Source organism: Oxalobacteraceae bacterium OTU3CAMAD1, from assembly GCA_024123915.1.
In the GTDB taxonomy this organism is placed as follows: Bacteria; Pseudomonadota; Gammaproteobacteria; order Burkholderiales; family Burkholderiaceae_D; genus Rugamonas.
The window spans coordinates 5,605,408-5,628,489 of the sequence record CP099650.1 but is presented as its reverse complement, the minus strand read 5'-3'; the positions used below and the strand labels follow the sequence as shown (position 1 = coordinate 5,628,489).

The following is a 23,082-nucleotide window of genomic DNA, read 5'->3' as shown; positions in this document are numbered from 1 at the left end:
CCGTTAAGCCACCATGCGGCCCGGATGGCGTCCTGCGGCCAGACCCATCTCGGCAGGGTGGATCGCGCCGGCGAGGCCGTGTTCCTGGTTGAGCGCGCCAGAGGGGGCGCCGAAGCTTGCCATGGACTGTATCAATTGGCTGGCGCGGCGCAGGCTCGGTGCCTGTAAGCCGGCAGGCGTCGACAGCGACGACGCGTTGGCGGTCGTCGTCAACCCGTTGCCGGTCGCGGCGTGGGCTTTGTCCAGCTTGGCGGTGTCCAGGCGGGCTGTCGGGTTGACGCTGTCTTCATTGATGGGGCCGAGATCATCGTCGCCGCCACCGCCACCGCCACCGCCACCGCCACCGCCACCGCCATCGCCGCCGCCACCGTCGTTGCCGCCTTCGCCACCGCCGTCGCCATCTGCGCCGCCGCCATCCCCGCCACCATCCGACGCCCCGCCCGAATCAACTGGCGTGCTACCGGAACCGCTCCAATCATCGCCGAAACCATCGGGCTGAGTGGAAGACTTGGTTTGACCGTCCGATCCTATTTCAATCCACTGGCCGCCGGCGGTATGTTCCGTGGGATTGTCCACCTGGACATAGCCTCCAGAATGATTCGTGCGTCCTTCCTCGCCAAGAGGGGTGACGATGGAATTGGTTCTCTCGATGGCCGTCTTGTCCGCAAGATTATCGTATTGAGGATCTGCTATTTGGACATCAAGCCACAGATAGGGATCGTTTGCATGAGACATCTCGTGGAACAAATTCGCAGCCGGCGATTCATAGTTGGAGATGTTGCCGTTGGCGTCGGTCACCGCGATCGCTGTATCGGGATCCCAGCTGATGGTCATATGCCCGTCCGAGTCTTGCACGGTTTGGTTGATGCCGTTATGGTTGATAACCAGGTCGGCATGCTGGGCGCTGGTATCGCTGATTAACTGGGTTCCTTGCGAATTCTGGCTCCCATAACTCAATGCACTTTGAAGTTTTTGCAGGTCCGCGTTGCTGGCGTTGGAAATGGAATTAAATACACCCGTGATTGGCATGGCCTCTCCAGATAGTTTTGATGAAAATTAGAAAATGCCGCAAGACTTCGGCGCATCCTTGTTCAGCTGCTCCGCCCCGGATTCTTTGACGGCAGCGTGAACTTCCTCCACGAGATCATTTCGCAGGTGTACAGGTTCTGAATTCCAGTTGCCCTTCAGGTAAGATTGGTTGAGGAATTTTTGACTAAATTCGACAGAAATATCATCGGTATTCTGGAAGTGAAGAACGATCCTGTTTCTGACTTCAAATTTTTGTTTGGGATCGACTTCGGCCTGCGATATATCACGTGCCGCACCGACCAATTTCAATAGTTTCGATGATGTTTCAGAGTTGCTTATGGAGTATGTGCAACCGATTTTCTGTAGAATCGCAGCGGTAATCTGTGTTCCAAAAGACAAACCGTTGCCAACGAAGGTCACATCCGCCGCTACCGGAAGCCTGGTGCTCTCGACCGACGAGCTATCCTCTCCAGCTTTGCACGGCGAATATATGCAGGCCGTTGAAAGCAAAATCGCCAATAATATTTTCATATTTATCCGGTAGTTCGGTTGATACGGTTACACCGGCACGCCGGAGTGGAATTCATCGCTGCCAAGTGTGAGTGCGATAGTATCCAGCAGCCGGGAACCGTCCGCGCCCGGAAGGGCACTACACCAGTGCTGCGACGAAGCGCGCCGGATGGCGGCCGCCGGACACGCCAATCTCGGCTGGATGAACCGTCCCGGCGAAGCCGTGATCCTGGTTCAGCGCGGCCGATTGGACGCCGAAACTGGCCATGGATTGTATTAATTGGCTCGCGCCGCGCAGGCTGGCCGTCTGCATGGCTACCGGCGTGGACAAGACCGAGACATTGGCGGACTTGACGTTCGCCGCCAGCGGGTGGCCGGCGACGGCATCGCTGCTGGTCGGTTTAACTTTGTCCACCCGCGATGTTTGAACGACCCGGTCTTCCTCAATCGGTCCAAGATCATCGTCACCGCCGCCGCCACCACCGCCACCGCCGTCACCACCGCCGTCGCCGCCACCATCATCCCCGCCGCCACCGCCCGTGCCATCGTCGCCGCCATCTCCATCACCCGTGCCGGGATCGGTCGTGCCACCACCGCTGTCGTCCAGATCGGGAGCCGGTCCGGGATAGGCGCCTCCGGACTGCACGCTGCCATCATCATTTTTTTGTGTCCACACACCGTTGCTGGTATGTTCCGTCGGATTGCTGACAACCACGGTTCCGCTAGTGCTTGTGTAGGTGGCCCGAATCGGCTCACCCAGTGCCTGGGCCACCGTTGTCTCCATCGAAGTGGCCTCCGCCTCCCGCTGATCAGGCGTCTCCCAGTCAAATCTCGGATCGGCTTTGTGCGCCATTTCATGATAAAGACCGACTGCGGGGGATTGCACGCCGCTTGTCCCGCCATTGTTAACAACCAGACCCGAGTCCGGGTCCCAATCGATGATGCCGGTACTGGCGTCGTACGCATCAATTCCCTGATGATTGATTCGGACCGTGGAGCCCTGCACTGTAGCCACGGTACCGGAGCTTTGAAACACCCCCTGGATATAGTTGAGTGCGCTCGCAAACTTCGCGTAATCACCGGCTTGTGCATTTGCCAAGGTAAAATCGTCTGCTGTCGGCATAAATCAGTTCCTATGAAAGTTGAAAGTGGCCAGGCTAATGACATCCAACAGGCCCGGATTGAACCTGAAGCTGATTTGAGATAATCCAGTTATGGAGATTGGGAATAAATTCGCCATCAATGGCGACGGACGTGCTGCCATCTTTGCTCTTAAGTGATCCGGATAGAACCTTTCCGCTCTGCGGCTCGCCGAACTGCAGGCTGGTGCCGCCCTCGGGCGAAGAAAAACGCACGAAATTTCGCAGGACGATCTCCTGCCCGTTGTCCGTGCCTATCTGAAGTTTCGATTCCCTTATTAATTTTGTCAGGCCGGCAATCGCTAACTTATCATTTGACCGATAGACGCATCCCACTTTCCGGATTGAGGTTTCATCCAGATTCTGTCGCGTCGCTACATCTTTCGGCATGACTATAATCTCGACACCGCTGATCTTTTCATAATCGATATGCGGCGTCGGTGAAGTCTGCGCTATCGCGGCGATATTAAATAGCAGACATGCGGCCATGCTTGTTGAAGCAAAAATATATAATCTCATAGCCATAGTTCTTTCTACGAATATAACCGAAAAAGCATTGATGAATAATTGACCTTCAGGCCTGACTCTGTCTTTACTAACGATTCGATATTAACCAGCGACCCGATTGGTGTCCAGTTTACTATTGTATCAACATTGTTTTTTATTTACATGTGGTTACATTGCGTTACGCTAGTACATAATGGGCCGGCGAGATATAAGGTGACGTGGGAATACCAATGAGGTCTGCTACTTATTGGTATTATTAAAAAAAGATTATTGGTTAATTCAAGCCGAATAATATGGGGCTATGGAAGGGGGCGCTAGCGAGGCATCATCGAGGAATTGTGATGCTGTGGCGAGGAATGGCGGGCTTCATCGCGTGCTACCACTGCGGGTGGGCGCGGCAGCGGCTATGGAAGAAGGGATCATGGGCGAAATGCGTTGCTGCATGCCCGCAGGCCGCCTTTCACCGAAGATCAGGCGCCTATCTTGCGACCATCCGCCATCATTTACGTTTAAACCGTCGCGGTGTTCTCACTTGGGGTGCATAGGTGTTATGCTTGCATGAGAATAAACAGAGATCCTCGCTATGCAACAAAAAGCACCCCGCCGCACCCGTGAACGCATACTGGAACTGTCCCTGCGCTTGTTTAACGAGTTCGGCGAACCCAACATCACCACCACGGTGATCGCCGAGGAGATGAATATCTCCCCTGGGAACCTGTATTACCATTTCCGCAATAAGGACGACATCGTCAACTCGATCTTCGTCCAGTTCGAGGCCGAGATCGAACGCATCCTCACCGTGCCCAACGGGCGCCGCTCGAACATCGACGACGTCTGGATGTATCTGCACCTGATGTTCGAGCTGATCTGGCGCTACCGCTTCTTCTACCGCGACCTCAACGATTTGCTGTCGCGTAACCGCAAGCTCGAGCTGCACTTCAAGCAGATCCTGGCGCACAAGATCAAGGTCGCCAAGCAGCTGTGCGAGGACTTGCGCAGCGAAAAATCGCTGGAGGCGTCCGACGCCGCCATCGACGCCATGGCCACCAACATGGTGGTGGTGGCGACGTACTGGCTGTCGTACGAGTACGTGCGCAACCCGCGCAAGTACAGCGAGCAGCAATCGATGGCCGACGCGCTGGCGCGCGGCTGTTACCAGGTGCTGTCGCAGATCGGGCCGTATCTGCGCAATGAGACCAGTTTGCTGTTCCAGAAACTGTCCGAAGAATATCTGAAGAAGCTCAAGTGAGCCGCGGAGACACCATGGCCTGGACCCCTTTCCCTTATCCCGATCCCGCCTACCGCTACACGCCGGAGGGCCTGAAGGCGGCCTGGCCGGCGCTGCACAGCGGCGACCTGGAGCCGTTCCCGGCCAATCCGGCGCTGCTGCAGGCCTGGATCGCCTTCCATGCCGGCGAGTTCGAGCGGGCCGCGCGGCTGGGGCTGGACGCCGGCGTGAACGGCTATTCGGTCGCCCACAAGGCGATCTGCATCTACGCCCAGTACCTGGAAACGAGCGTCAAGAAACGCATCGCCACCTTCGAGTGCGTGGCCGAGCGCTGCGAACGCCAGCAGCGCGAGCAGCCCGGCAACCCGGCCGGCTATTACTGGCATGCCTATGCGCTGGGCTATTATGCCGAGGGCATCTCGGTGGTCAAGGCGCTGGCCCAGGGACTCGGCCAGCGCGTGCGCGCCAGCCTCGAAAAAACCGTCCAGCTGGCGCCGGCGCGCGCCGACGCCCATGTGGGCCTGGGCGTGTACCACACGGAGATCGTCGACAAGGTGGGCGCCATGATCGGCGGCCTGACCTACGGCGTCAAGAAGGAGGAGGGCTACCGCCACTTCGAGACCGCGCTGCGGCTCGATCCCGATTCGGCGATCGCGCGCATCCAGTACGGCCACGCGCTGGCGATGCTCGACGGTAAAAAGAAAATGGCCGACGCCACGGCCCTGCTGGAACAGGCCGCGCGCCTGGCCCCGCGCGACGCGATGGAGCGGCTCGATGTCGAGGCCGCGCGACAGGAACTCATGGAGGAAAAGCAGCAGTGACGAAGACGATTTGTGTGTATTGCGGCGCCAACGCTGGCGTCAGCCCCGTTTACGCCGAGGCGGCGCGCGCGCTGGCGGCTGCGATGGTCGATCAAAACCTGGCGCTGGTGTACGGCGGCGGTAATGTCGGTTTGATGGGCATCATCGCCGACGAGGTGTTGCGACTCGGCGGCGAGGCCACCGGCGTGATCCCGACCGCGCTGGTCGAGCGCGAAGTGGGCCACACCGGCCTGACGCGCCAGTTCATCGTCAAGGACATGCACGAGCGCAAGGCGATGATGGCCAGCCTGTCGGACGGGTTTATCGCCATGCCCGGCGGCATGGGCACGCTGGAGGAGTTGTTCGAGATGCTGACCTGGTCGCAGCTGGGCATCCACGCCAAGCCGATCGGCCTGCTCAATGTCGACGGCTTCTACGACGGCTTGATCGGCTTCATCGCCCACGCCAGGGAGCAGGGCTTCATCCGTCCGCAGCATGCGGCGCTGATGATGTCCGAGAGCGATCCGCGGGCACTGCTTCAACTGCTGAAGGCCTAGGCCTTCCCCATATGGCCGGCGCGCGCCACATTCTCATCCTTGCGGCCGGCAGCGCCGGCGACGTCTATCCCTTTATCGTCATCGGCCAGGCCCTGCTGCGGCGCGGCTACGACGTCACCCTGGTCGCCTCCGACAATTTCAAGGAGCGGGTCGAGCGCGCGGGCATGGCCTTCGCCTCCGGCCTGAGCCAGGCCGAGCTCGACGAGCTGGTGCACGACCCCGACCTGTGGCATCCGCAGAAGGGGCTGTTCACGATCTGGAAGCATATGGCCAGGCATTTCGCCCCGTCGTATGCGCGGCAGCTGGCGCTGGTCGAAGCGCGGCCCACGGTGATCGTCGCCAGCACCCTGGCGATGACCGGCCGTATTCTGCAGGAAGCCAGGGGCGTGCCGCTGGCCACGGTCCATCTGGCGCCGGCGTGTTTCTTTTCCGCCTACGACCCGGCCGCGCGCGCCGGACTGGAGTGGCTGGCCGGGATGCCGCCGTGGGTCGTGCGCATCGTGCTCGGCCTGATCGACCGCCTGTTGATCGATCCCGCCGTTCGTCCCGGCGTCAATGACTTGCGCGCCTCGCTCGGCCTGGCGCCCGCGCGCCGCATACTGAGCTGGTGGCTGCATTCGCCGCAGCGCGTCATCTGTGCCTTTCCCGACTGGTTCGCCGCGCCGCAGGCCGACTGGCCGCCGAACACCGTCTGCACCGGCTTCCCGCGCATGCCGGCCGCGCCGGATGACGCCCTCGGCGAGGAGCTGCGGCGCTTCCTCGACGCCGGCCCCGCGCCGATCGCCGTCACGCCCGGTTCGGCGATGGCGCATGGCCGCGCCTTCATCGAACGCGCGATCGCGGCGGCCGCAGCCTTGCAACAGCGGGTGGTGGTGATCACGCCGTTCCGCGAACAGTTGCCGCCGGTGTTGCCGGCGTTTGTGCACCACGTGACGTATGCGCCGTTCGACGCGCTGGCGCCGCGCGTGGCGGTGTTCGTCCACCACGGCGGCGTCGGCACCAGCGCCACCGTGATGGCGGCGGGCAAACCGCAGTTGGTCGTGCCGTTTTCGTACGACCAGCCCGACAACGGCATGCGCCTGACGCGCCTGGGCGTAGGCGCGATGGTCAAGCCGGACGCGCCGCTCGACGCTTGGACCGCCGCGCTGTCGGGCCTGTTGAACCGGCCGGAGGTGGCCACCGCCTGCGCGGCATTGGCGGCGAAGCTGGCGTCCGAGCGCCCGCCGGCCGAACAGATCGCCGATCTGATCGAGTCGCTGGCGGCGAAATGAACGCGCGTTAACCCGCAACCCGGATGCCGGGGTCGGACCCCTCGGGGTCCGACCCCATGTGGCCGCAGTGCGGGTTGGCGGCAAGCTAAGAGTTGGCACTGCAAAAATCGCTAAAACAATAAGGGAGACGAAGTGACTAATCGACTGGGCAAGGTACTCATCGCCATCATCCTCGCGGGCTGCGCCTGCGTGACCGCAACGGCCGCGATGGCCGCCGAGCCGGCCCCGCTGGCCGCCGCGCGCGCTATCGACGGCCGCGAACGCATCAACATCGACAAGGATTGGCGCTTCGCCCACGGCCACCCGTACGATGCGCAAAAGGACTTTAAGCACGGCCTGCGGCCATTTTTCTTCGCCAAGGCCGGCTACGGCGACGGCCCGGCCGCCGTCGACTTCAGCGACGCCGCCTGGCGCAAGCTGGACCTGCCGCACGACTGGGCGGTCGAGTTGCCGTTCGATGCGCGCGCCAACACCAACCACGGCTCGCTGGCCATCGGCCGCAACTTCCCGGAAAACAGCGTCGGCTGGTATCGCAAGGTGATCCATATCCCGGCCGCCGACAAGGGGCGCCGCGTCTCGCTGGAGTTCGACGGCGTCTACCGCAACAGCGTGGTCTGGGTGAACGGCCACTACATCGGCACCGAGCCGAGTGGCTATTCGGGCTTCCGCTACGACATCACCGATTATTTGACTGTCGGCGGCGACAACGTCATCGCCGTGCGCGCCGACGCCACCGTGGAGGAGGGCTGGTTTTACGAGGGCGCCGGCATCTATCGCCACGTCTGGCTGACCAAGACCGATCCGCTGCACGTGGCGCAGTGGGGCACCTTCGTCAAAACCAAAGTGGACGGCGCGAAGGCGCGCATCGACGTCGACGTCACCGTGGTCAACGATGGCAAGAGCGCGCAAGCGTTCACCTTGCGCCAGCAGGTGTACGGACCCGACGGCAAGCTGGTGGCGCAGGCCGAGCAGGCCCGCCGCTCCGTGGGCGCCGTGCGCGATGGCGGGTTCAGCTCGGCGCTGACGGTGCCGCGTCCGCGCCTGTGGTCGCTCGAAGAGCCCAACCTGTACACCCTGAAAACCACGCTGCTGCAAGGCGCCCGGGTGGTCGACAGCTACGACACCCGCTTCGGCATCCGCACCGTGGTGTTCGATCCGGACAAGGGTTTCTCGCTGAACGGCAAACCGCTCAAGCTGCAGGGCACCAACAACCACCAGGACCACGCCGGCGTCGGCGTGGCGCTGCCGGACGGGCTGCAGACCTGGCGCCTGAAGCAGCTCAAGTCGTTCGGCGTCAATGCCTACCGCGCCTCGCACCATCCGCCGACGCCGGAACTGCTGGAAGAGGCCGACCGGTTGGGCATGCTCGTCATCGACGAGCACCGCATGATGGGCACCACGCCCGAGTTGCGCGGCCAGCTCGACCGCATGATACGGCGCGACCGCAACCATCCGAGCGTCATCATCTGGTCGGTGGGCAACGAGGAATGGGCGCTGGAGTGGAAGGACCCCGGTCCCCATCTGGCGCGCGAAATGGACGAGCATGTCAAGCGCATGGACCCGACGCGGCGCACCACGGTGGCCACCAGCGGATCGGGCAAGGGCGTGTCGCTGGGGGCGGACGTGATCGGCTTTAACTACGGCGCCCAGCACGACGTCGACCAGTTCCACCGCGACCATCCGGCCAAGCCGGCGATGATGTCGGAGGAGGGCTCGACCTTGACCACGCGCGGCGTCTACTTCGACGAGCCGGCGCGCTCCCATCTGAATGCCTACGACCGCCAAGGCCGCCCGGGCAGCAGCCTTAGCATCGAAGAGGGCTGGCGCCGCGTCCAGGAACGCGACTGGATGAGCGGCATGTTCGTCTGGACCGGCTTCGACTACCGGGGCGAGACCACGCCGTTCGGCTGGCCGGCCGTCGGCTCGCAGTTCGGCATGCTCGACACCACCGGCGTGTTGAAGGATACCGCCTACTACCTCAAGTCGGTGTGGACGCGCGAACCGATGGTGCACATCCTGCCGCACTGGAACTGGGCGGGCAGGGAGGGGCAGCCGATCAAGGTGCACGTCTACAGCAACGGCGACGCGGTCGAGCTGTTCCAGGACGGCCGCCCGCTGGGCCGCAAGACGATGGTCAAGGATGGGAAGCTGGAATGGATGGTGCCCTACCAGGCCGGTAAATTGACCGCGACGGCCTACCGCAAGGGCGAACCGGTGGCGACGGCGGAGGTGGCGACCACCGGCGCCGGCGCCCGCGTCGCGCTGAGCGCCGACAAGACCGTCCTCAAGCCCGACGGCACCGATATCGCCGTGGTGTGGGTCAACGTCGCCGACGCCGCCGGCAAGATCGTGCCGACCGCTGGCGACCTGGTTGGCTTCGACGCGTCCGGCCCGATCCGCATCATCGGCGTCGGCAACGGCGATCCGGGTTCGCACGAGGCCGACCGTCCGGCCGACCGCCACAGCTTCGTGCCGCTGTCCGGCTGGCGCACCCTCGCCGTCGATAGCGCCGACCAGCCGGCTGCGCTTGCCGCGACGGTCGATACGTCGTCGTGGCGCGATCCGGCTGCGTGGTTGCCGCCCACGGAGCAGCCGCCGCTGACGCGCTATCTGGTATTGCGTGGCGAGTTCCCCCCGCCGGCCCTGACGGCGGACGGCCGCGCCGCCCTGTTCATCGACCGGCTGCACGCCGACCAGGCGGTGTATGTGAACGGCCGCGCGGTCGAGGCGACGCCGGTCGACGGCGGCCTGATGATCGCGCTGGAGGGCGCGCAACTGAAGGACGCCAACAGCCTGGCCTATGTCCTGGCGACACCGAAGGACGGCGTGCAGGGCATGTTCGACCGCTCGGTGGGCACCAGCAAATGGGGCGTGCTGCGCGTCACCGCGCCGGCTGCGCCGTGGCAGCGGCGCGTGTTCAACGGCTGGGCACAGGTGATCGTGCAATCGACCGGGCAAGCCGGGGAAGCCAGCCTGACCGCCAAGTCGCCCGGCCTGGCGCCGGCGACGATCCGGTTCCAGACAGGGCAGGCCGCCCGTTAACGTTCGAGCCTATGCGGCCGCCGCATAGGGTCAGTTCCATATTGCATAACCTTGTGTCGTGGTGCGGATATTGTTGGTGCATGACTTCCACACAAACATGCATCGGCATCATTGGCGGCCTCGGCACATTGGCGGGCGCGGACGTGCACCGCAAGATGCTGCGTCGGGTGGCCCGCGACGCCTTTCCCGACCAGTACCGCATCCTGTACGAGCACCACCATTTCGACGGCGACGACAGCCAACCGGGCGGCGGCGCGCCGATGCTCGGTCGCCAGCTGTACGTCTACGACATGGCGCAGCGCTACGCGCGGGCTGGCGCTAGCAGCGTGATGCTGCCTTGCTTCATCAGCCACACCTTCCTGCACCAGCTACGCGCCGAACTGCGCCTGCCCGTCATCAGTCTGATGGACGCGGTGCTGGCCGCGCTGGAGCAGTGCGGCGGTCTCCGCACCCGTACCGTCGGCGTGCTCACGTCCGACTACGTGCTAGGCCAGCGTCTGTTCGAGCGCCACCTGGAACCGGCCGGTTACCGGCTGGTCTATCCGCAGCCGGAGATTCAGCGGTGCTGTGTCAGGGGAGCCGTCTATGGCGCCGGGGGATTGCAGGCCGGCGGCGCCACGCCGCGCGCGGAGGCGCTGCTGCTGGAGGCGTGCCGCGACCTGATGGCGCAGGGCGCCGATGTCATCGTACCCGGCGCGACGGACATCGCCATGGTCGCCGGCCCGCTGCGTGCCGCCGGCATGCCGGTATTGGACAGCAACCAGGCCTATGTCGATTTCGCGATGGCGCACCGGGGGCACCAGCGGCGTCAACCGCCGGGCGCTTTCAAGATCGGCATCGTCGGCGGCGTTGGTCCGGCGGCGACGGTGGATTTCATGGACAAGATCATCTCGAACACCGATGCCACGCGCGATCAGGACCATATCAAGCTTGTCGTCGACCACAATCCGCAGATCCCCGACCGCACGGCCAATCTGATCGGCGGCGGCGAGGACCCCACCTTGGCGATCTACGCCGCGTGCAAGCGGTTAGAGGCCAACCAGGCTGATCTGATCGCGATACCCTGCAACACCGCCCACGCCTATGTCGAGCGCATCCGCCGGCAGCTGACGATACCCATCGTCAACATGCTGCATGAAACAGTGCGGCATATCGGCCGGCACCATCCCGGACACCGCCGGGTCGGCCTGCTGGCGACCACCGGCACCATCGGCAGCCGGGTGTATCAGGAGGCCGCCGCCGGCGCGGAGTTCGAACTGCTGATGCCGGACCAGCCCCACCAGGCGCTGGTGATGCGCGCCATTTATGGCGAGCGCGGCGTCAAGGCCGGTTATCTGGACGGCGAATGCCGGGAGGACTTGATGCGGGCGCTAACGCATCTGGTCGACGCCGGCGCCACAGTGGTGATCTTGGGGTGCACCGAATTGCCGCTGCTGCTGCGGGAGGACGCGGCGTTCGCGATCGCCGGACGCGAGGTCGCGCTGCTCGACCCGACCGCGATCCTTGCGCGGCGTTGCGTGGCGCTGGCAAGGATGGAGGACGCGCAGAACGGCGCCTGCCGTCGCGCATCTGCTGAGGCTGCCAGGAAAATTACAGGCTGAGGACGAGAGCGATGCCAGCCACAATGGCAAAAAAGCCGACCGCACCCAAGGCTAACATTGTCTTCGCGAACTTCGCGTCATCCGCCACGATGGATTCCATGAATTTCAGCATTTTTATTCACCATAAGGTTGATTCTGGTTGTCTAACAAGACTGAGAAAATTTGAAGTGAATGATTGGGTAGAAGATGCACAGGCTGGTGGTCAGCACAATGGAGATGCCGATAACGTACCAGTTTGTAGTGCCGTCCTTCGCTGATCTTAGTGTACTAAATCCGACCAGCACCGTACAAATAAAACCTATCAGGATACAGAGCATGATCGTTCCGCCGACAGCTGCGTGCTGGTCCGGATGTGTGTCCCAAGCACCAATGGCATCATAGGCGATTGCCGCCACCATGGAGATCGCCGTCCAAAACAGTTGCCCCGTATCGACGGACTTCTTCAATAGTTTTCGCCAAGTCGTCGTTCCCCTGCTGCGGGCGCCTGGTGTCGCTTGGTCAATCGCTATCAATACCAGCATCAGATAGGGGAGCAATACGGGAACAGCGACATTGACGGAAAGCCAAAGCGCATTCGTCCGTAAAAAAATAAACCAGTCCGATTCGGAAAATAGCATCGACCGTCTCCGCCGTTGGCACACGAAGCTCCATCATCGTACAGCGGGATCGATCGCTATTGACCTTCGCCAAACGGGAGAGTGTGTCGTCCTGTAACGGTGGACTAAGCCCACAGCCGGCCGGCGCCGGTATCGAGATGGGTAAGGTACAGCCGCAGATCGAACTCGTACTGGTGGTAGTTCGGCTCCATGTACGTGCACAGCTTGTAGAACGCCTTGTCGTGCTGCTTTTCCTTCACGTGCGCCAATTCGTGCACGGCGATCATGCGCAGGAATTCCAGCGGCACTTCCTTGAACATGGTGGCGACGCGGATCTCGTGCTTGGCCTTGAGCTTGCCGCCCTGGACGCGCGAGATCGACGTATGCAAGCCCAGCGCGTGGTTGATCACATGGATCTTGCTGTCGTACTCGACCTTGTTGATCGGCTCGGCGTTGCGCAGATGTTCATCTTTCAATTCCTGCACGTAGTTGTACAGCGCCTTGTCGGTGCGCAGCTCGTGCGGCTTTTTGTAGCGCTTGAGCAGCACCTCGCCCAGCTGGTTCTTGGCCAGCAATTGGGTCACTTGCTGCTGCGTTTGCTCGGAATAGGCGCTGAGGTACTTCAGGGAGGACATGGCGTGGCGGCTGAAAGGATTCGAGGCGTGAATGTACCACAACCATGACAAAGGGCCCGGCGTCGAGTACGATGGCGCAAACTTCCCTGCGCTCATCCATGCTCGATATCCTCGCCATCACCAGCCCGATCTATATCATCGTCCTCGCCGGCTACCTCGCCACCCGCTTCGGCGTGTTCGAGCGGGCGGACATGCGGGTGTTCGGCAAGTTTGTACTGAACTTCGCGCTGCCGGCGCTGATCTTCAACGCGCTGGCGACGCGCCATATCCGCGAGGTGCTGCACCCGGCCTATTTTCTGGCCTACCTGGGCGGCTCGCTGGTGATGATGACGGTCGCCTACGTGGTCGGCCGGCGTCTGGGCGGCTTGAGCCGCATGCGCAGCACCTTCCTGGCGATGGGCGTGTCGTGCTCCAACAGCAGCTTCATGGGCTTTCCGATCCTGTTGCTGATGGTGGCGCCGGTGGCCGGCGTGGCGCTGGCGCTGAACGTGATGGTGGAGAATCTGGTGATGCTGCCACTGCTGCTGGCGATGGCGGAGAGTGCCCGGGGTGCCGGCGGGTCGTGGCGCCAGGTGCTCGGACAGTCGGTCAAGCGCCTGGCACGCAACCCGATGGTGCTGGCGGTCACCGCCGGCCTGATTGTCAGCCTGGCGGAAGTGTCGCTGCCGCAGCCGGTGCTGCGCAGCGTGACCTTGTTCTCGCAGGCCAGCGGCGGCGTGTCGCTGTTCGCCATCGGCGGCACCCTGGTGGGCTTGCCTTTGACCACCGGCTGGCAGCGCGTGCTGCCCATCGTGGCGGGCAAGCTGGTGGGGCATCCGTTGGCCGTGCTGATGATGATTGCGCTGTTGCCGCTGGTGGGCATCGCGCCGATGGAGCCGTCGCTGCGCGCGGCGGCGCTGCTGATGGCGGCGATGCCGATGTTGAGCATCTACCCGATCCTGGCGCAGGCGTACGGCGAGGCCGACCGCAGCGCGACGACACTGTTGATTTGCATGGTGGCGTCGTTCTTCACCTTGAGCGCTTGGATGTGGTTGGTGCGTTAGTCAGGCGACACTAAGTCATACCTTGATCCACGTAGGGAGTATGAGGCGGCACGCCGTAATCCGCCACGCTATGCGCCGCCGAGACGCATGCATGGCGGATTACGCTGCGCTAATCCGCCCTACGTGGAGCCGTGGTTAAGCGGACTTTCGCGACATCTTTTTCCGACACCGCCGCCGCTGTGTTGCCCCAACCCTGGCGCACGAAGGTCGCCAGCGCGGCCGCCTCGTTGTCGCTGAGCCGCTTGCCGAAGCCCGGCATCACCAGCACCGATGGCGCCTTGTCCGTTGATGGCGTGCGCGCCCCTGCCAGCATCACGTGCAGCAACGCGGTTGGATTCTCAGCGTTGACCACGGTGGCGCCGTCCAACTCGGGGAACACGCGCGTGGCCCCCTTGCCGGTGACGAAGTGGCAGGCCGAGCAGTTATCCAGATACAGCCGCTCACCCAACGTCAGGTTGACGGCGGCCGACAATTTCTTGACGGTGGCGTCGCGGCCCTGCGGCTTGACGGCGGCGTCGGACGCCGGTCCCGGCGGCAGGGCCTTCAGATAGGCGGCGATATCGTTCAAGTCGGCGGCGGTCATCTGCGAGGTGCTGTGCTGGACCACCGACGTCATCTCGCCGGCGACCGCCGAGTTCTTGTTGCGCCCGGTCTGCAGGTAATCGACGATGGCCGCCTGGTCCCAGCGCGGCAGGGCGCGCAGCGACGGCACCGGCCAGCCATTGAGCTCGCCGCCGGCAAGGAACTTGGCGTCGCCGCTGTTGCTGGCTTTTTCGTTGATGGCGAAGCCGCGCGGCGTGTGGCAGGTGCTGCAGTGGCCCAGCCCTTCGACCAGATAGGCGCCGTTGCGCACTTGCGGGCTCCAGCCCGGCTGCGGCTTGAATGGTTTGCCGTCTGCAAAGAAGAAATTCCAGAACACCATGCCCCAGCGCTGGTTGAACGGGAAGCCCATCGTCGATGCCGGCGGCGCGTAGGCGGACGCCTTGACGCCGCTCTGGAAATAGGCGTACAGCGCGGCGATGTCCTGGTCGCTGACCTTGGCGTAGCTGGTGTACGGCATGGCCGGATACAGATGGGTGCCGTCGGCGCGCACGCCCTTGCGCACGGCGTCGGCGAACTGCTGCTCGGTGTAGCGGCCGATGCCGTGTTCCTGGTCAGGCGTGATGTTGGTCGAATAGATGATGCCGTGGCCGCTGTCGATGGGCAGGCCGCCAGCGAAGGCCGGCTTGCCCGGCGCGCTGTGGCAGGCAATGCAGTCGCCGACTTTGGCCAGGTAGGCGCCCCGTTGCACCAGCGTTTGACCCGGCGGCGCCGATGCCGCCGCTGCTGCGATGGCGGTGGCCGAGGCCGCGCCGGCGACGCCAATCGCGCTGGCGCTCAAGAGGTAGGTAAGGTTTTTCATCGCGCGCTTGCTCATGCCTGCACCAACGGTCCGGGGTTTTTCAGATACTGCTGTTTGATCGCCTCGGCCGCGAACAAGGTGATGGCGCCGATCAGCGCGGTCGGATTGGCCTGGAAGTTTTGCGGGAACGCGTTGCCGCCCGGGACGAAGACGTTGTGCACGTCCCACGACTGGGTGTAGCGGTTGAGCGCCGAGTCGCGCGGCGAGGTGCCCATGATGGCGCCGCCGACGTTGTGGGTGGAGACATACTTGGTGATGTCCCAGTGCGAGTCCAGCCCGAGGAAATTTTCCGACATGGCGTCCGGCTTGAGTTCCTTGGCGATGTCGAGCACGATGCCGCGCAGGTGGCGCTGCAGTTTGAGCTCGTTCTGGCGCCAGTCGAACGTCATGCGCAGCAGCGGCTGGCCCCACGGGTCCTTGTAGTTCGGGTCGAGGTCCAGGTAGTGGCCGCGATAGGCCATGCAGCTGGTCGAGATGCTGACCTTCATCGCCCGCCCGTACCAGTCGACCATGCCTTCCTTCCAGCCCTTGCCCCAAGCCGGGGTGCCCGGCGGCAGGGCGGTGCCGATCGGCGCGCCGCTGGCCTGCGAGCTGTGGATCTTGGCCCCGCCGATGAAGCCGAGGCCAGGCCCGTCGAAGTTGCCCGGCGAGATGTCATTGAACATTTCGCCGGTGGCGCCGGCGGTGGCGAACGGGTTGAAGTGCTTGTCCTTGAAGAACAAGGTGGCATCGCCGACGCTGAGGAAGGCGTAGTTGCGGCCGATCACGCCCCGTTCGGTGATCGGGTTGTACGGCTCGCCGATGCCCGACAACAGCATCAAGCGCACGTTGGCGAACTGGAAGCTGCTGAGGATGACGATCTTGGCCGGCTGGAACACCTCGCGCTGCTGCTCGTCGATGTAGGTGACGCCCTTGGCGGTTTTCTTGTCGGCGTGCAGGTCGACGCGGATGACGTTGGCGCCGGTCTTGTAGTCGAAGTTGGGCATGCGCTTGACCACGTCGAGGATGGTGGTCTGCGGCGACGCCTTGGAGTAGTTCAGGCACGGGTACTTGCTGCAAAAGCCGCAGTAGTTGCACGGGGCCAGCTGGGCGCCGTAGGGATTGGTCCACGCCTGCGTGACGTTGGCCGACGGATTGGGGAAGGGGTGGTAGCCCATCTTCCTGGCGGTGGCGGCGAACAGCGAGCTGTTGAGCGTGTCGTGCAGCGCCGGCAGCGGATACGGATTCGAGCGCGGGCCTTCGAACGGATCGCCGCCCGGCTGGATCTGTCCGCCCAGGTTGCCGGTGGTGCCGGACAGGCCGCAGATCTTGTCGAACTTGTCCATGTGCGGCTCGATCTCCTCCCACGTGAACGGAAAGTCCTTGATGCGCATGTCGGGATCGAGCGCGCCGCGTTTGTAGGCCTGGTCGGCGTAGGTCTTGAGCTTGATGTCGGTCTGGGTCGGGCGGATCAGCACGCCGGTCCAGTGCAGGCCGGAGCCGCCGACACCATTGCCGGGCACGAAGGCGCCCCATTTGCGTGTGGGCAGCGCCGTCTCGCCGGTGTTATAGCGCACGGTCAGGGCGGCGTCGCGCGGCGTGACGAACACCTTGTTGCGGATCGCGTAGGCGTACTGGTCGGCCGGTTTCGGATAGGCGAAGTCTTCCGGTGGACGTTCCGGGCCGCGTTCGAGCGCGCGCACCTTCAAGCCTTCCTTGGCCAGTTCGATGGCCATGATGGAGCCGGCCCAGCCAAGGCCGACGATGACGACGTCGACCTCGTCGTTGGTGATGTTGGTCATAAGAGCTTAGTCATAAATTAGCTGGAGAATGGGGGAGAGGGGATGTTCAGGCGCGTTTGCCGCTCAGGCTCACCGGCCCCAGCGGATATTTGACGTCGTGCACATCGACCCATTCGGTGTAGGCGGCGCGCGCGCCGGGGAAGCCGATGGCGACCCACGCCTTCATGTCCTTGTTTCCGCCGTACATGGGATCGGCCAGGTAGCCGTTCTTGGTGTCGTCCAACAACTGGCCGAAGAATTGCGAGGCCTTCAGCGACGGCTCGCCCAGTTCGGTGAAATCGACGACGTTCTTTTCCAGCGCGCTGAGCAGCGCGTCCTTGTCGGCCGGGGCCAGTTGATCGAACGGCTTGCGGTGGATCCGCTCGCTGTATTGCGCTGCCAGCTTGATGCCGAGGCGGTACATCTGCTGCGGCGTGTGGTTGTGCTGGAAGCCGAGCGTGGAGGCGGCATCGGCCTTGTGCGGGCCGTCCATGTAGACGTCGCCGCCCAGGCCGGCGTGCAACTGCTGGTCGATAAAGACGGGCACATTGGTCTCCAGCGCGCCCGGGCCCTTGCCCTCGGCCGGAATCAACCGGTCGCAAGCGGCCAGGATGAAGCGCCACTCGTCGGCGGCGAAGAACACCGGCTGGTAGCGCTGCAGCTCGACGCCCTCCAGCCCGGCGGCGCGGGCGCGGTAGGTTGGCATGGAGACCAGGGGAACGGCGGCGGCCGTCGCCATCAGCAGCGTGCGGCGTGAGAGATTAATTTTTGGCATGGTTGGCTATCGAAAGATGGCTGAGGTTGCTAGATTAATGAAATATACTACATTCATGAATATTTCACATGCGAAATAATGGTATCGTGCGGCAGGTCTTGAACGGCACGTCATCTCTAACGCCGGATTTGCTCGCACGGCCGCCGCTGGTCGGTGACGACGAATTCGCGGAACGCGCTGCCGTCGAAGTAGATGATCTCGCAACTGGCTTCGCCGAAGCACAGGCTGATCGCCTCGTTGCTGATTTTTACCGGCGCGCAGGAACCGCCTGTGTGGCAGACCGGCCCATGGTAGGTTTTTTTGTTAGGGGTGCCAATATTAAAATCATTACGATTTGGTAATGATTGTATTGCTTCGTCAGTCGCCGCCACCGCCGCCGCAACCGCCCCCGCCGCAGCCACCGCCGTCGCTGCCGCCATCGCCGCCGCCATCGCCGTCACTGGAACCGGAGCCGCCGCTGTCGCCGCTGCCGCCCAGATCGGCGCCGCAGTAGACGGCGCCACCGGAAGCACCGCTGCCCGCATCACCTTGACGCTTGACGCCGCTGCAATCAGGGACGTAGTGGAATCCGTTGGGGATGCCCAGTTTTGTGTCCAGGGCGAACAGTAAAGGCAGCCGGGTGGGCTTGAGCGGGTTGATGTTCTCTTCATGGCAGGCGAAGTGCCAGGCGCGGCGGATGCCTTCGTTGCCCTGATTGCGTTCGCTGAGAACGACGGCGGGAGTGTGGTGCAGCATGCGACCGAAGGCGCGCCGGCAGAATTGCTGGTAGTCCCGGGTGTACAGGATGAATTCGTGCCACATGTCATCGACCACCTGCGAGGGCATGGAAACGAATTTGCCGCCGCTCTTCAAATGGGCCAGGAAGAATTGACGCAGCCCTTGCGCCACCAGTTGGCAGTCCTTCAGCGACAGTTGTGGATGATGTGCGCGCAGCGCTTCAAACAATCCCTTGGGCAGCAGGAAATCGCGGATGTAGGCTTCGCGGCGCGTACGGCGATGGCGCGCCCAGAGGAAGCCGGAAAAACTGGCGAGGGAAATACAGGCGATGGAAACGACGAGACTCATGAATGAGGCCCTGTAAAAAGAGACGAATCATGATTGCATGAAAGACAATTTCTCGCAAGTCGCGCCATCGTTATATAATCAGGTATATTGCGGTAGCTATAAAACTTACGACGAGGAAACCTATGCGGGTTTTGAACATGATGATGGCGACGGTCTTGATGACCGCGTTCGCAGCGGCGTCGGCAACCGAGATCACGGTGTCGGCCGCCGCCAGCCTTAGCAACGCCTTCAAGGAAATCGGCGCCGCCTACGAGAAGGAGAACGCCGGCGACAAGGTGCACTTCAACTTTGCCGCCTCCGATCCGCTGGTCCAGCAGATCAGCAAGGGCGCGCCCGTCGACGTGTTCGCCTCCGCCGACCAGGAAGCGATGGACAAGGCCGAATCGCTGAAACTGCTGGCGCCCGGCACCCGCCGCAATTTCGTCACCAACAGCCTGGTGCTGATCGCGCCCGCCAACAGCAAGCTCACGCTCAAAGGGATCGTTGACTTGCAACAGGCGGCCGTCACCCGCGTGGCGATGGGTAATCCCACCAGCGTGCCGGTCGGCCGTTACGCCAGGCAGGCGTTGGAGCAGGCCAAGCTGTGGGCGGCGGTGGAGCCGAAAGCCATCTTCGGCACCTCGGTGCGGCAAAGCCTCGACTACGTGGCCCGTGGCGAAGTCGATGCCGGCTTCGTCTACGCCACCGACGCGATCGTCCAAAAGGAGAAGGTCCGGGTGATCGCGACCGTGCCGACCGCCGCCCCGGTCAGCTATCCGATCGCCGCGATCGCCGCCGGACCGCAGCCCGCGGCCGGGCGCAAGTTCGTCGACTATGTGCTGACCCCTGCGGCGCAGGCGATTCTTGCCCGCCACGGCTTCGGCCGTCCATAGGATCGGAGCTCCCGGTTGGACAGTTTTCTCGCAGAACCGGCCTGGATCGCGCTGCGCCTGTCGCTGAAAGTGGCGTTGTGGGCCACGCTGATCGATCTGGTGTTGGGCGTCGCGCTTGGCTATCTGCTGGCGCGCAAGCGCTTCCCGGGCCGCGAGCTGCTGGACGCGCTGCTGACGTTGCCGATGGTCATGCCGCCGACGGTGCTCGGCTACTACCTGCTGGTGGTGATCGGACGCGAGGGTGTGCTGGGTTCGTGGTTGCGGGAAACCTTCGGCATCAACCTGATCTTCACCTGGCAGGCGGCCGTGATCGCGGCGGCGGTGGTGGCATTCCCGCTGGTGCTGAAGGGCGCGCGCGCGGCCTTCGAGTCGGTCGACGGTCAACTGGAACAGGCCGCGCAGGTGCTGGGCATCCCGCCGTTCGGGGTATTCCTGCGTGTGACGTTGCCGCTGGCGTGGCGCGGCGTGCTGGGCGGAACGCTGCTGGCGTTCGCCCGTTCGATGGGCGAGTTCGGCGCGACCTTGATGGTCGCCGGCAGCATTCCGGGCAAGACCCAGACCTTGTCGATCGCCGTCTACGAAGCCGTCCAGGCCGGGCAGGACGACAGCGCGAATTTGCTGGTCATCATCACATCGGTGGTGTGCGTCGCCGTGCTGATCGCGGCGAATAAATTGACGCCAAACCGTCACCTGCAGGGCTGACCATGCACATCAAAATCGACATCGGCAAGACCCTGCGTTCCGGCGCGCGCACCTTCGAGCTGAATGCGCGCTTCGAATCGGCCAGCCGGCGCGTGGTGATCTACGGCCCGTCCGGCGCCGGCAAGAGCCAATTGCTCAAGGCGCTCGCGGGCCTGATGACGCCGGATCGCGGGCATATCGAACTGGCCGGTCGCCGCCTGTTCGACAGCAACGCCGGCATCGATCTGGCGCCGCAGCGGCGGCAAGTGGCGTATCTGTTCCAGGATTACGCGTTGTTCCCGCACTTGAATGTGCGGCAGAATATCGGCTTCGGATTGCAGCGTGGCTGGCGCAATCCCTTGTCGCGGGTCGATGGCGAGATCATCCGCTATTGGCTGCAAGCGTTTGAACTGGACCATGTCGCCCATCAGTTTCCGCATGAATTGTCCGGCGGACAGCGCCAGCGCGTGGCGTTGGCGCGCGCGCTGGCGCCGCAGCCGACCGCGCTATTGCTGGACGAACCGTTCGCGGCGCTGGACCCCGGCCTGCGCGATCGCATGCGCGCCGAACTCGATACCGTGCAGCGCAAGCTGGCGATACCGATGATACTGATCACCCACGATCCGGAGGACGCCCGGGCTTTCGGCGACCATGTGCTGCGCATGGAACAGGGGCGCGTCGTCGATGTACAGGAGCAGCCAGCATGAAGCCGACCATGGAATTGCAGGGCAACGTCTGGATGACCATCGACGGCCAGAAGCTGGGAGGACACGAACGCGTGGCGCTGCTGGCGGCGATCGCCTCGACCGGCTCCATCACCAGCGCGGCCAAGGCGGTGGGCATGAGCTACAAGGGAGCATGGGACGCGATCGAGGCGATGAACAATCTGGCCGGCGAACCGTTGCTGGAGCGTGTCGCCGGCGGCAAGGGCGGCGGGGGCACGCGGTTGACTCCGCGCGGCGCGCAATTGGTCGAAAACTTTCGCAAGATCGACGAGGAGCACCGCAAATTCGTCGCGCATCTGAGCGGGCAGTCGCATGCGCTGGCAGATGATTTCCTGCTGATACAAAGGATGAAGATGAAAACCAGCGCGCGCAACCAGTTCAGCGGCAAGGTGGTCGAGGTGAAGGAAGGCGCCGTCAACGACGAGATCACGCTGGAGATCGTCGGCGGCCAGCATATCGTCGCCACCATCACGCGTGACAGCAGCGACAGTTTGGGGTTGACCATCGGCGCCGAAGCGTTTGCGTTGATAAAGGCGTCGTCGGTGATCGTGGTGGCGGAGATGGGAACGGCGCGCTTGTCGGCCCGTAATCAGCTGGCCGGTAAGGTCACGCGCCTGCAGGCCGGCGCCGTCAATACGGAAGTGAGCATCGAGTTGCGCGGTGGCGGCGTGATCGCCGCCATCGTTACCCGCGAGAGCGGCGACGCGCTGGCGCTGGAAGTCGGCAGCGAGGTGAGCGCCGTCTTCAAAGCATCGAGCGTCATCATCGGCACGCCCGCGTAGTCAGCCTTACGAATCGCGCTTGCCGCCCTGACGGCTGCCCGTCTTGGTCGATTGCTCCGATCCTGTACTGGTGCGCGCCGTCCCGGCGGCCGCATTCTTTTCCGCATTGGCGCGGGCGGCCGACTGGCGGCTTTCGCCCCCCTTGCGTCCGATCTGCGCCATGTGTTCGCGATCCCGGCTGACCGCCTCGCCGCCTTTTTGGCCGGCACGGCGTGCTTCCTCCGAGTCGAATTCGTGGGCCGTGCCTTTTTGGTGGGCGGCTTGGCCGCCCTTGCTGGCGATGGCGCGCTGCGTGGCTTCATCCATCGCCGCGAAACCTCGCTTGGCGGTGCCTTTCGGCTTCGGCTGGTCGTTTCCTGAGTTATTACTATTACTTGCCATAACTTCCTCCTGATATGTCTGGGTGGTTCCGTCGGGTTGCTGGTCGGGTTGATAAGCAACGACGCATTTCGCTGCTCTGTGTGGTTAGAGTTGCAAGATTGACGGAAGTTCCACTTGGGGCTAGCTGATATGCCGATCCGATCAATGGCGCATCTGGCTGGCGGCGTGATACTGCGACATGCTTTCGGTGGCGCGCGCCGTCTGCTCCGACGCCTGGTGCACCAATTCCTCGGCCACGGCGTTGGCCGAGCGGCGCACCGCCGGCATGTGGGTGGACGCCGTCTGCGCGATGCTGGAAGTGCTGCGGCTCAGCACGTCGGCCAGGCCGCGCTGCCAGGTTTGCAGCGCGGCGGCGCCCGGCACCAGTTGCGCGCCGGCGGCCGCGCCCAGTTGGCTGGCGTCCTTGCTTGCCATCAGGCGCTGGCAGTTGGCGCCGGCTTCGGCCACCAGGTCGCGCCCCAGTTGCAGATTCAGCTCGCTCAGGCTTTGCAGCGTTTCGAGCGTGCGTTGCGCCATGTCGGTGTACAGCGTGATCAGGGTTTCGAGATGCGATTTGACGGTGGGAGTGAACAACTGATATTGCAAAGTGAAGGGGGACAGCATGGAGAACCTCGTCGTGTGCTTTGGTTGAAAAAACGCCGGGTTCTCGCCCGGCGGGTTATTCAGCACAGGGATAGACGC

24 protein-coding genes are annotated in these 23,082 nt (G+C 63.4%); 12 read left to right on the top strand and 12 right to left on the bottom strand.

Annotated elements, in window-relative coordinates; all coding sequences use genetic code 11:
- Nucleotides 1-3: 3 nt before the first annotated feature.
- From NHH88_23935 to NHH88_23920, 4 genes are all read right to left on the bottom strand, one after another.
- Nucleotides 4-1,029 (bottom strand): M91 family zinc metallopeptidase, encoded by a 1,026-nt coding sequence (locus NHH88_23935; GenBank protein USX12714.1) that lies wholly within the window; start codon nucleotides 1,027-1,029, stop codon nucleotides 4-6.
- A gap of 27 nt (nucleotides 1,030-1,056) precedes the next feature.
- The gene (locus NHH88_23930) at nucleotides 1,057-1,560 is read right to left on the bottom strand and encodes a hypothetical protein (protein USX12713.1); all 504 of its coding nucleotides are present in this window, start codon (nucleotides 1,558-1,560) and stop codon (nucleotides 1,057-1,059) included.
- 118 nt (nucleotides 1,561-1,678) lie between these two features.
- Nucleotides 1,679-2,662 carry a type III secretion system effector protein gene (locus NHH88_23925; GenBank protein ID USX12712.1) on the bottom strand — a complete coding sequence of 328 codons (984 nt, stop codon included), beginning with the start codon at nucleotides 2,660-2,662 and terminating at the stop codon, nucleotides 1,679-1,681.
- Nucleotides 2,663-2,696: 34 nt separating this feature from the next.
- The gene (locus NHH88_23920; protein ID USX12711.1) at nucleotides 2,697-3,203 is read right to left on the bottom strand and encodes a hypothetical protein; all 507 of its coding nucleotides are present in this window, start codon (nucleotides 3,201-3,203) and stop codon (nucleotides 2,697-2,699) included.
- 565 nt (nucleotides 3,204-3,768) lie between these two features.
- Between NHH88_23920 and NHH88_23915 the strand changes: the two genes are divergently transcribed.
- The 6 genes from NHH88_23915 (at nucleotide 3,769) to NHH88_23890 (ending at nucleotide 11,684) form a co-directional block, all read left to right on the top strand.
- On the top strand, nucleotides 3,769-4,434 hold the full coding sequence (locus tag NHH88_23915) for a TetR/AcrR family transcriptional regulator (protein ID USX12710.1): 666 nt from the start codon (nucleotides 3,769-3,771) through the stop codon (nucleotides 4,432-4,434).
- Nucleotides 4,435-4,448: 14 nt separating this feature from the next.
- Nucleotides 4,449-5,234, top strand: coding sequence for a hypothetical protein (locus tag NHH88_23910; GenBank protein USX12709.1), 786 nt, complete (start codon nucleotides 4,449-4,451; stop codon nucleotides 5,232-5,234).
- Nucleotides 5,231-5,770, top strand: coding sequence for a TIGR00730 family Rossman fold protein (locus NHH88_23905; protein USX12708.1), 540 nt, complete (start codon nucleotides 5,231-5,233; stop codon nucleotides 5,768-5,770). Before NHH88_23910 ends, NHH88_23905 begins: the two co-directional genes overlap by 4 nt.
- 11 nt (nucleotides 5,771-5,781) lie before the next feature.
- Complete coding sequence (locus NHH88_23900) at nucleotides 5,782-7,041, top strand: glycosyltransferase (GenBank protein USX12707.1); 1,260 nt, start codon at nucleotides 5,782-5,784, stop codon at nucleotides 7,039-7,041.
- A gap of 132 nt (nucleotides 7,042-7,173) precedes the next feature.
- Nucleotides 7,174-10,083 carry a DUF4982 domain-containing protein gene (locus NHH88_23895; GenBank protein ID USX12706.1) on the top strand — a complete coding sequence of 970 codons (2,910 nt, stop codon included), beginning with the start codon at nucleotides 7,174-7,176 and terminating at the stop codon, nucleotides 10,081-10,083.
- Nucleotides 10,084-10,163: 80 nt separating this feature from the next.
- Nucleotides 10,164-11,684: an aspartate/glutamate racemase family protein gene (locus NHH88_23890; GenBank protein USX12705.1), complete on the top strand. Its 1,521-nt coding sequence runs from the start codon at nucleotides 10,164-10,166 to the stop codon at nucleotides 11,682-11,684.
- Between the two features lie 143 nt (nucleotides 11,685-11,827).
- On the opposite strand, the gene NHH88_23885 is transcribed toward NHH88_23890, so the two are convergent.
- Both NHH88_23885 and NHH88_23880 read right to left on the bottom strand, forming a co-directional pair.
- Entirely contained in the window at nucleotides 11,828-12,301 is a 474-nt protein-coding gene (locus NHH88_23885) for a hypothetical protein (protein ID USX12704.1), read from the bottom strand.
- Nucleotides 12,302-12,405: 104 nt separating this feature from the next.
- Nucleotides 12,406-12,915 carry a DUF45 domain-containing protein gene (locus tag NHH88_23880; protein USX12703.1) on the bottom strand — a complete coding sequence of 170 codons (510 nt, stop codon included), beginning with the start codon at nucleotides 12,913-12,915 and terminating at the stop codon, nucleotides 12,406-12,408.
- A 71-nt stretch (nucleotides 12,916-12,986) separates the two neighbouring features.
- On the opposite strand from NHH88_23880, the gene NHH88_23875 reads away from it, so the two are divergent.
- Nucleotides 12,987-13,958 carry an AEC family transporter gene (locus NHH88_23875; GenBank protein USX12702.1) on the top strand — a complete coding sequence of 324 codons (972 nt, stop codon included), beginning with the start codon at nucleotides 12,987-12,989 and terminating at the stop codon, nucleotides 13,956-13,958.
- Between the two features lie 109 nt (nucleotides 13,959-14,067).
- Here NHH88_23875 and NHH88_23870 read toward each other — a convergent pair whose 3' ends face one another.
- The 3 genes from NHH88_23870 to NHH88_23860 are packed head-to-tail and all read right to left on the bottom strand — an operon-like array spanning nucleotide 14,068 to nucleotide 17,895.
- The gene (locus NHH88_23870) at nucleotides 14,068-15,360 is read right to left on the bottom strand and encodes a cytochrome c (protein ID USX12701.1); all 1,293 of its coding nucleotides are present in this window, start codon (nucleotides 15,358-15,360) and stop codon (nucleotides 14,068-14,070) included.
- Nucleotides 15,361-15,371: 11 nt separating this feature from the next.
- A complete protein-coding gene (locus tag NHH88_23865; protein USX12700.1) occupies nucleotides 15,372-17,141 on the bottom strand; it encodes a GMC family oxidoreductase in 1,770 nt (589 codons plus the stop codon).
- Between the two features lie 46 nt (nucleotides 17,142-17,187).
- Entirely contained in the window at nucleotides 17,188-17,895 is a 708-nt protein-coding gene (locus tag NHH88_23860) for a gluconate 2-dehydrogenase subunit 3 family protein (protein ID USX12699.1), read from the bottom strand.
- 68 nt (nucleotides 17,896-17,963) lie between these two features.
- Here NHH88_23860 and NHH88_23855 point away from each other — a divergent pair, with 68 nt between their 5' ends.
- Nucleotides 17,964-18,236, top strand: a complete 273-nt coding sequence (locus NHH88_23855) for a hypothetical protein (GenBank protein USX12698.1) — start codon at nucleotides 17,964-17,966, stop codon at nucleotides 18,234-18,236.
- A gap of 16 nt (nucleotides 18,237-18,252) precedes the next feature.
- Here NHH88_23855 and NHH88_23850 read toward each other — a convergent pair whose 3' ends face one another.
- A complete protein-coding gene (locus NHH88_23850) occupies nucleotides 18,253-18,960 on the bottom strand; it encodes a hypothetical protein (protein USX12697.1) in 708 nt (235 codons plus the stop codon).
- 122 nt (nucleotides 18,961-19,082) lie between these two features.
- Here NHH88_23850 and modA point away from each other — a divergent pair, with 122 nt between their 5' ends.
- The 4 genes from modA to NHH88_23830 are packed head-to-tail and all read left to right on the top strand — an operon-like array spanning nucleotide 19,083 to nucleotide 22,020.
- Complete coding sequence (gene modA / locus NHH88_23845) at nucleotides 19,083-19,832, top strand: molybdate ABC transporter substrate-binding protein (GenBank protein ID USX12696.1); 750 nt, start codon at nucleotides 19,083-19,085, stop codon at nucleotides 19,830-19,832.
- 15 nt (nucleotides 19,833-19,847) lie between these two features.
- A complete protein-coding gene (gene modB, locus NHH88_23840) occupies nucleotides 19,848-20,534 on the top strand; it encodes a molybdate ABC transporter permease subunit (GenBank protein ID USX12695.1) in 687 nt (228 codons plus the stop codon).
- Nucleotides 20,535-20,536: 2 nt separating this feature from the next.
- Nucleotides 20,537-21,220 (top strand): ATP-binding cassette domain-containing protein, encoded by a 684-nt coding sequence (locus tag NHH88_23835; GenBank protein USX12694.1) that lies wholly within the window; start codon nucleotides 20,537-20,539, stop codon nucleotides 21,218-21,220.
- The gene (locus NHH88_23830) at nucleotides 21,217-22,020 is read left to right on the top strand and encodes a TOBE domain-containing protein (GenBank protein ID USX12693.1); all 804 of its coding nucleotides are present in this window, start codon (nucleotides 21,217-21,219) and stop codon (nucleotides 22,018-22,020) included. The genes NHH88_23835 and NHH88_23830 overlap by 4 nt, the downstream gene beginning before the upstream one ends.
- Nucleotides 22,021-22,026: 6 nt before the next feature.
- Here the strand turns inward: NHH88_23830 and NHH88_23825 are convergent, their stop codons facing one another.
- On the bottom strand, nucleotides 22,027-22,401 hold the full coding sequence (locus tag NHH88_23825; GenBank protein USX12692.1) for a hypothetical protein: 375 nt from the start codon (nucleotides 22,399-22,401) through the stop codon (nucleotides 22,027-22,029).
- A 141-nt stretch (nucleotides 22,402-22,542) separates the two neighbouring features.
- A complete protein-coding gene (gene phaP, locus NHH88_23820; protein ID USX12691.1) occupies nucleotides 22,543-23,004 on the bottom strand; it encodes a TIGR01841 family phasin in 462 nt (153 codons plus the stop codon).
- Nucleotides 23,005-23,082: the final 78 nt, after the last annotated feature.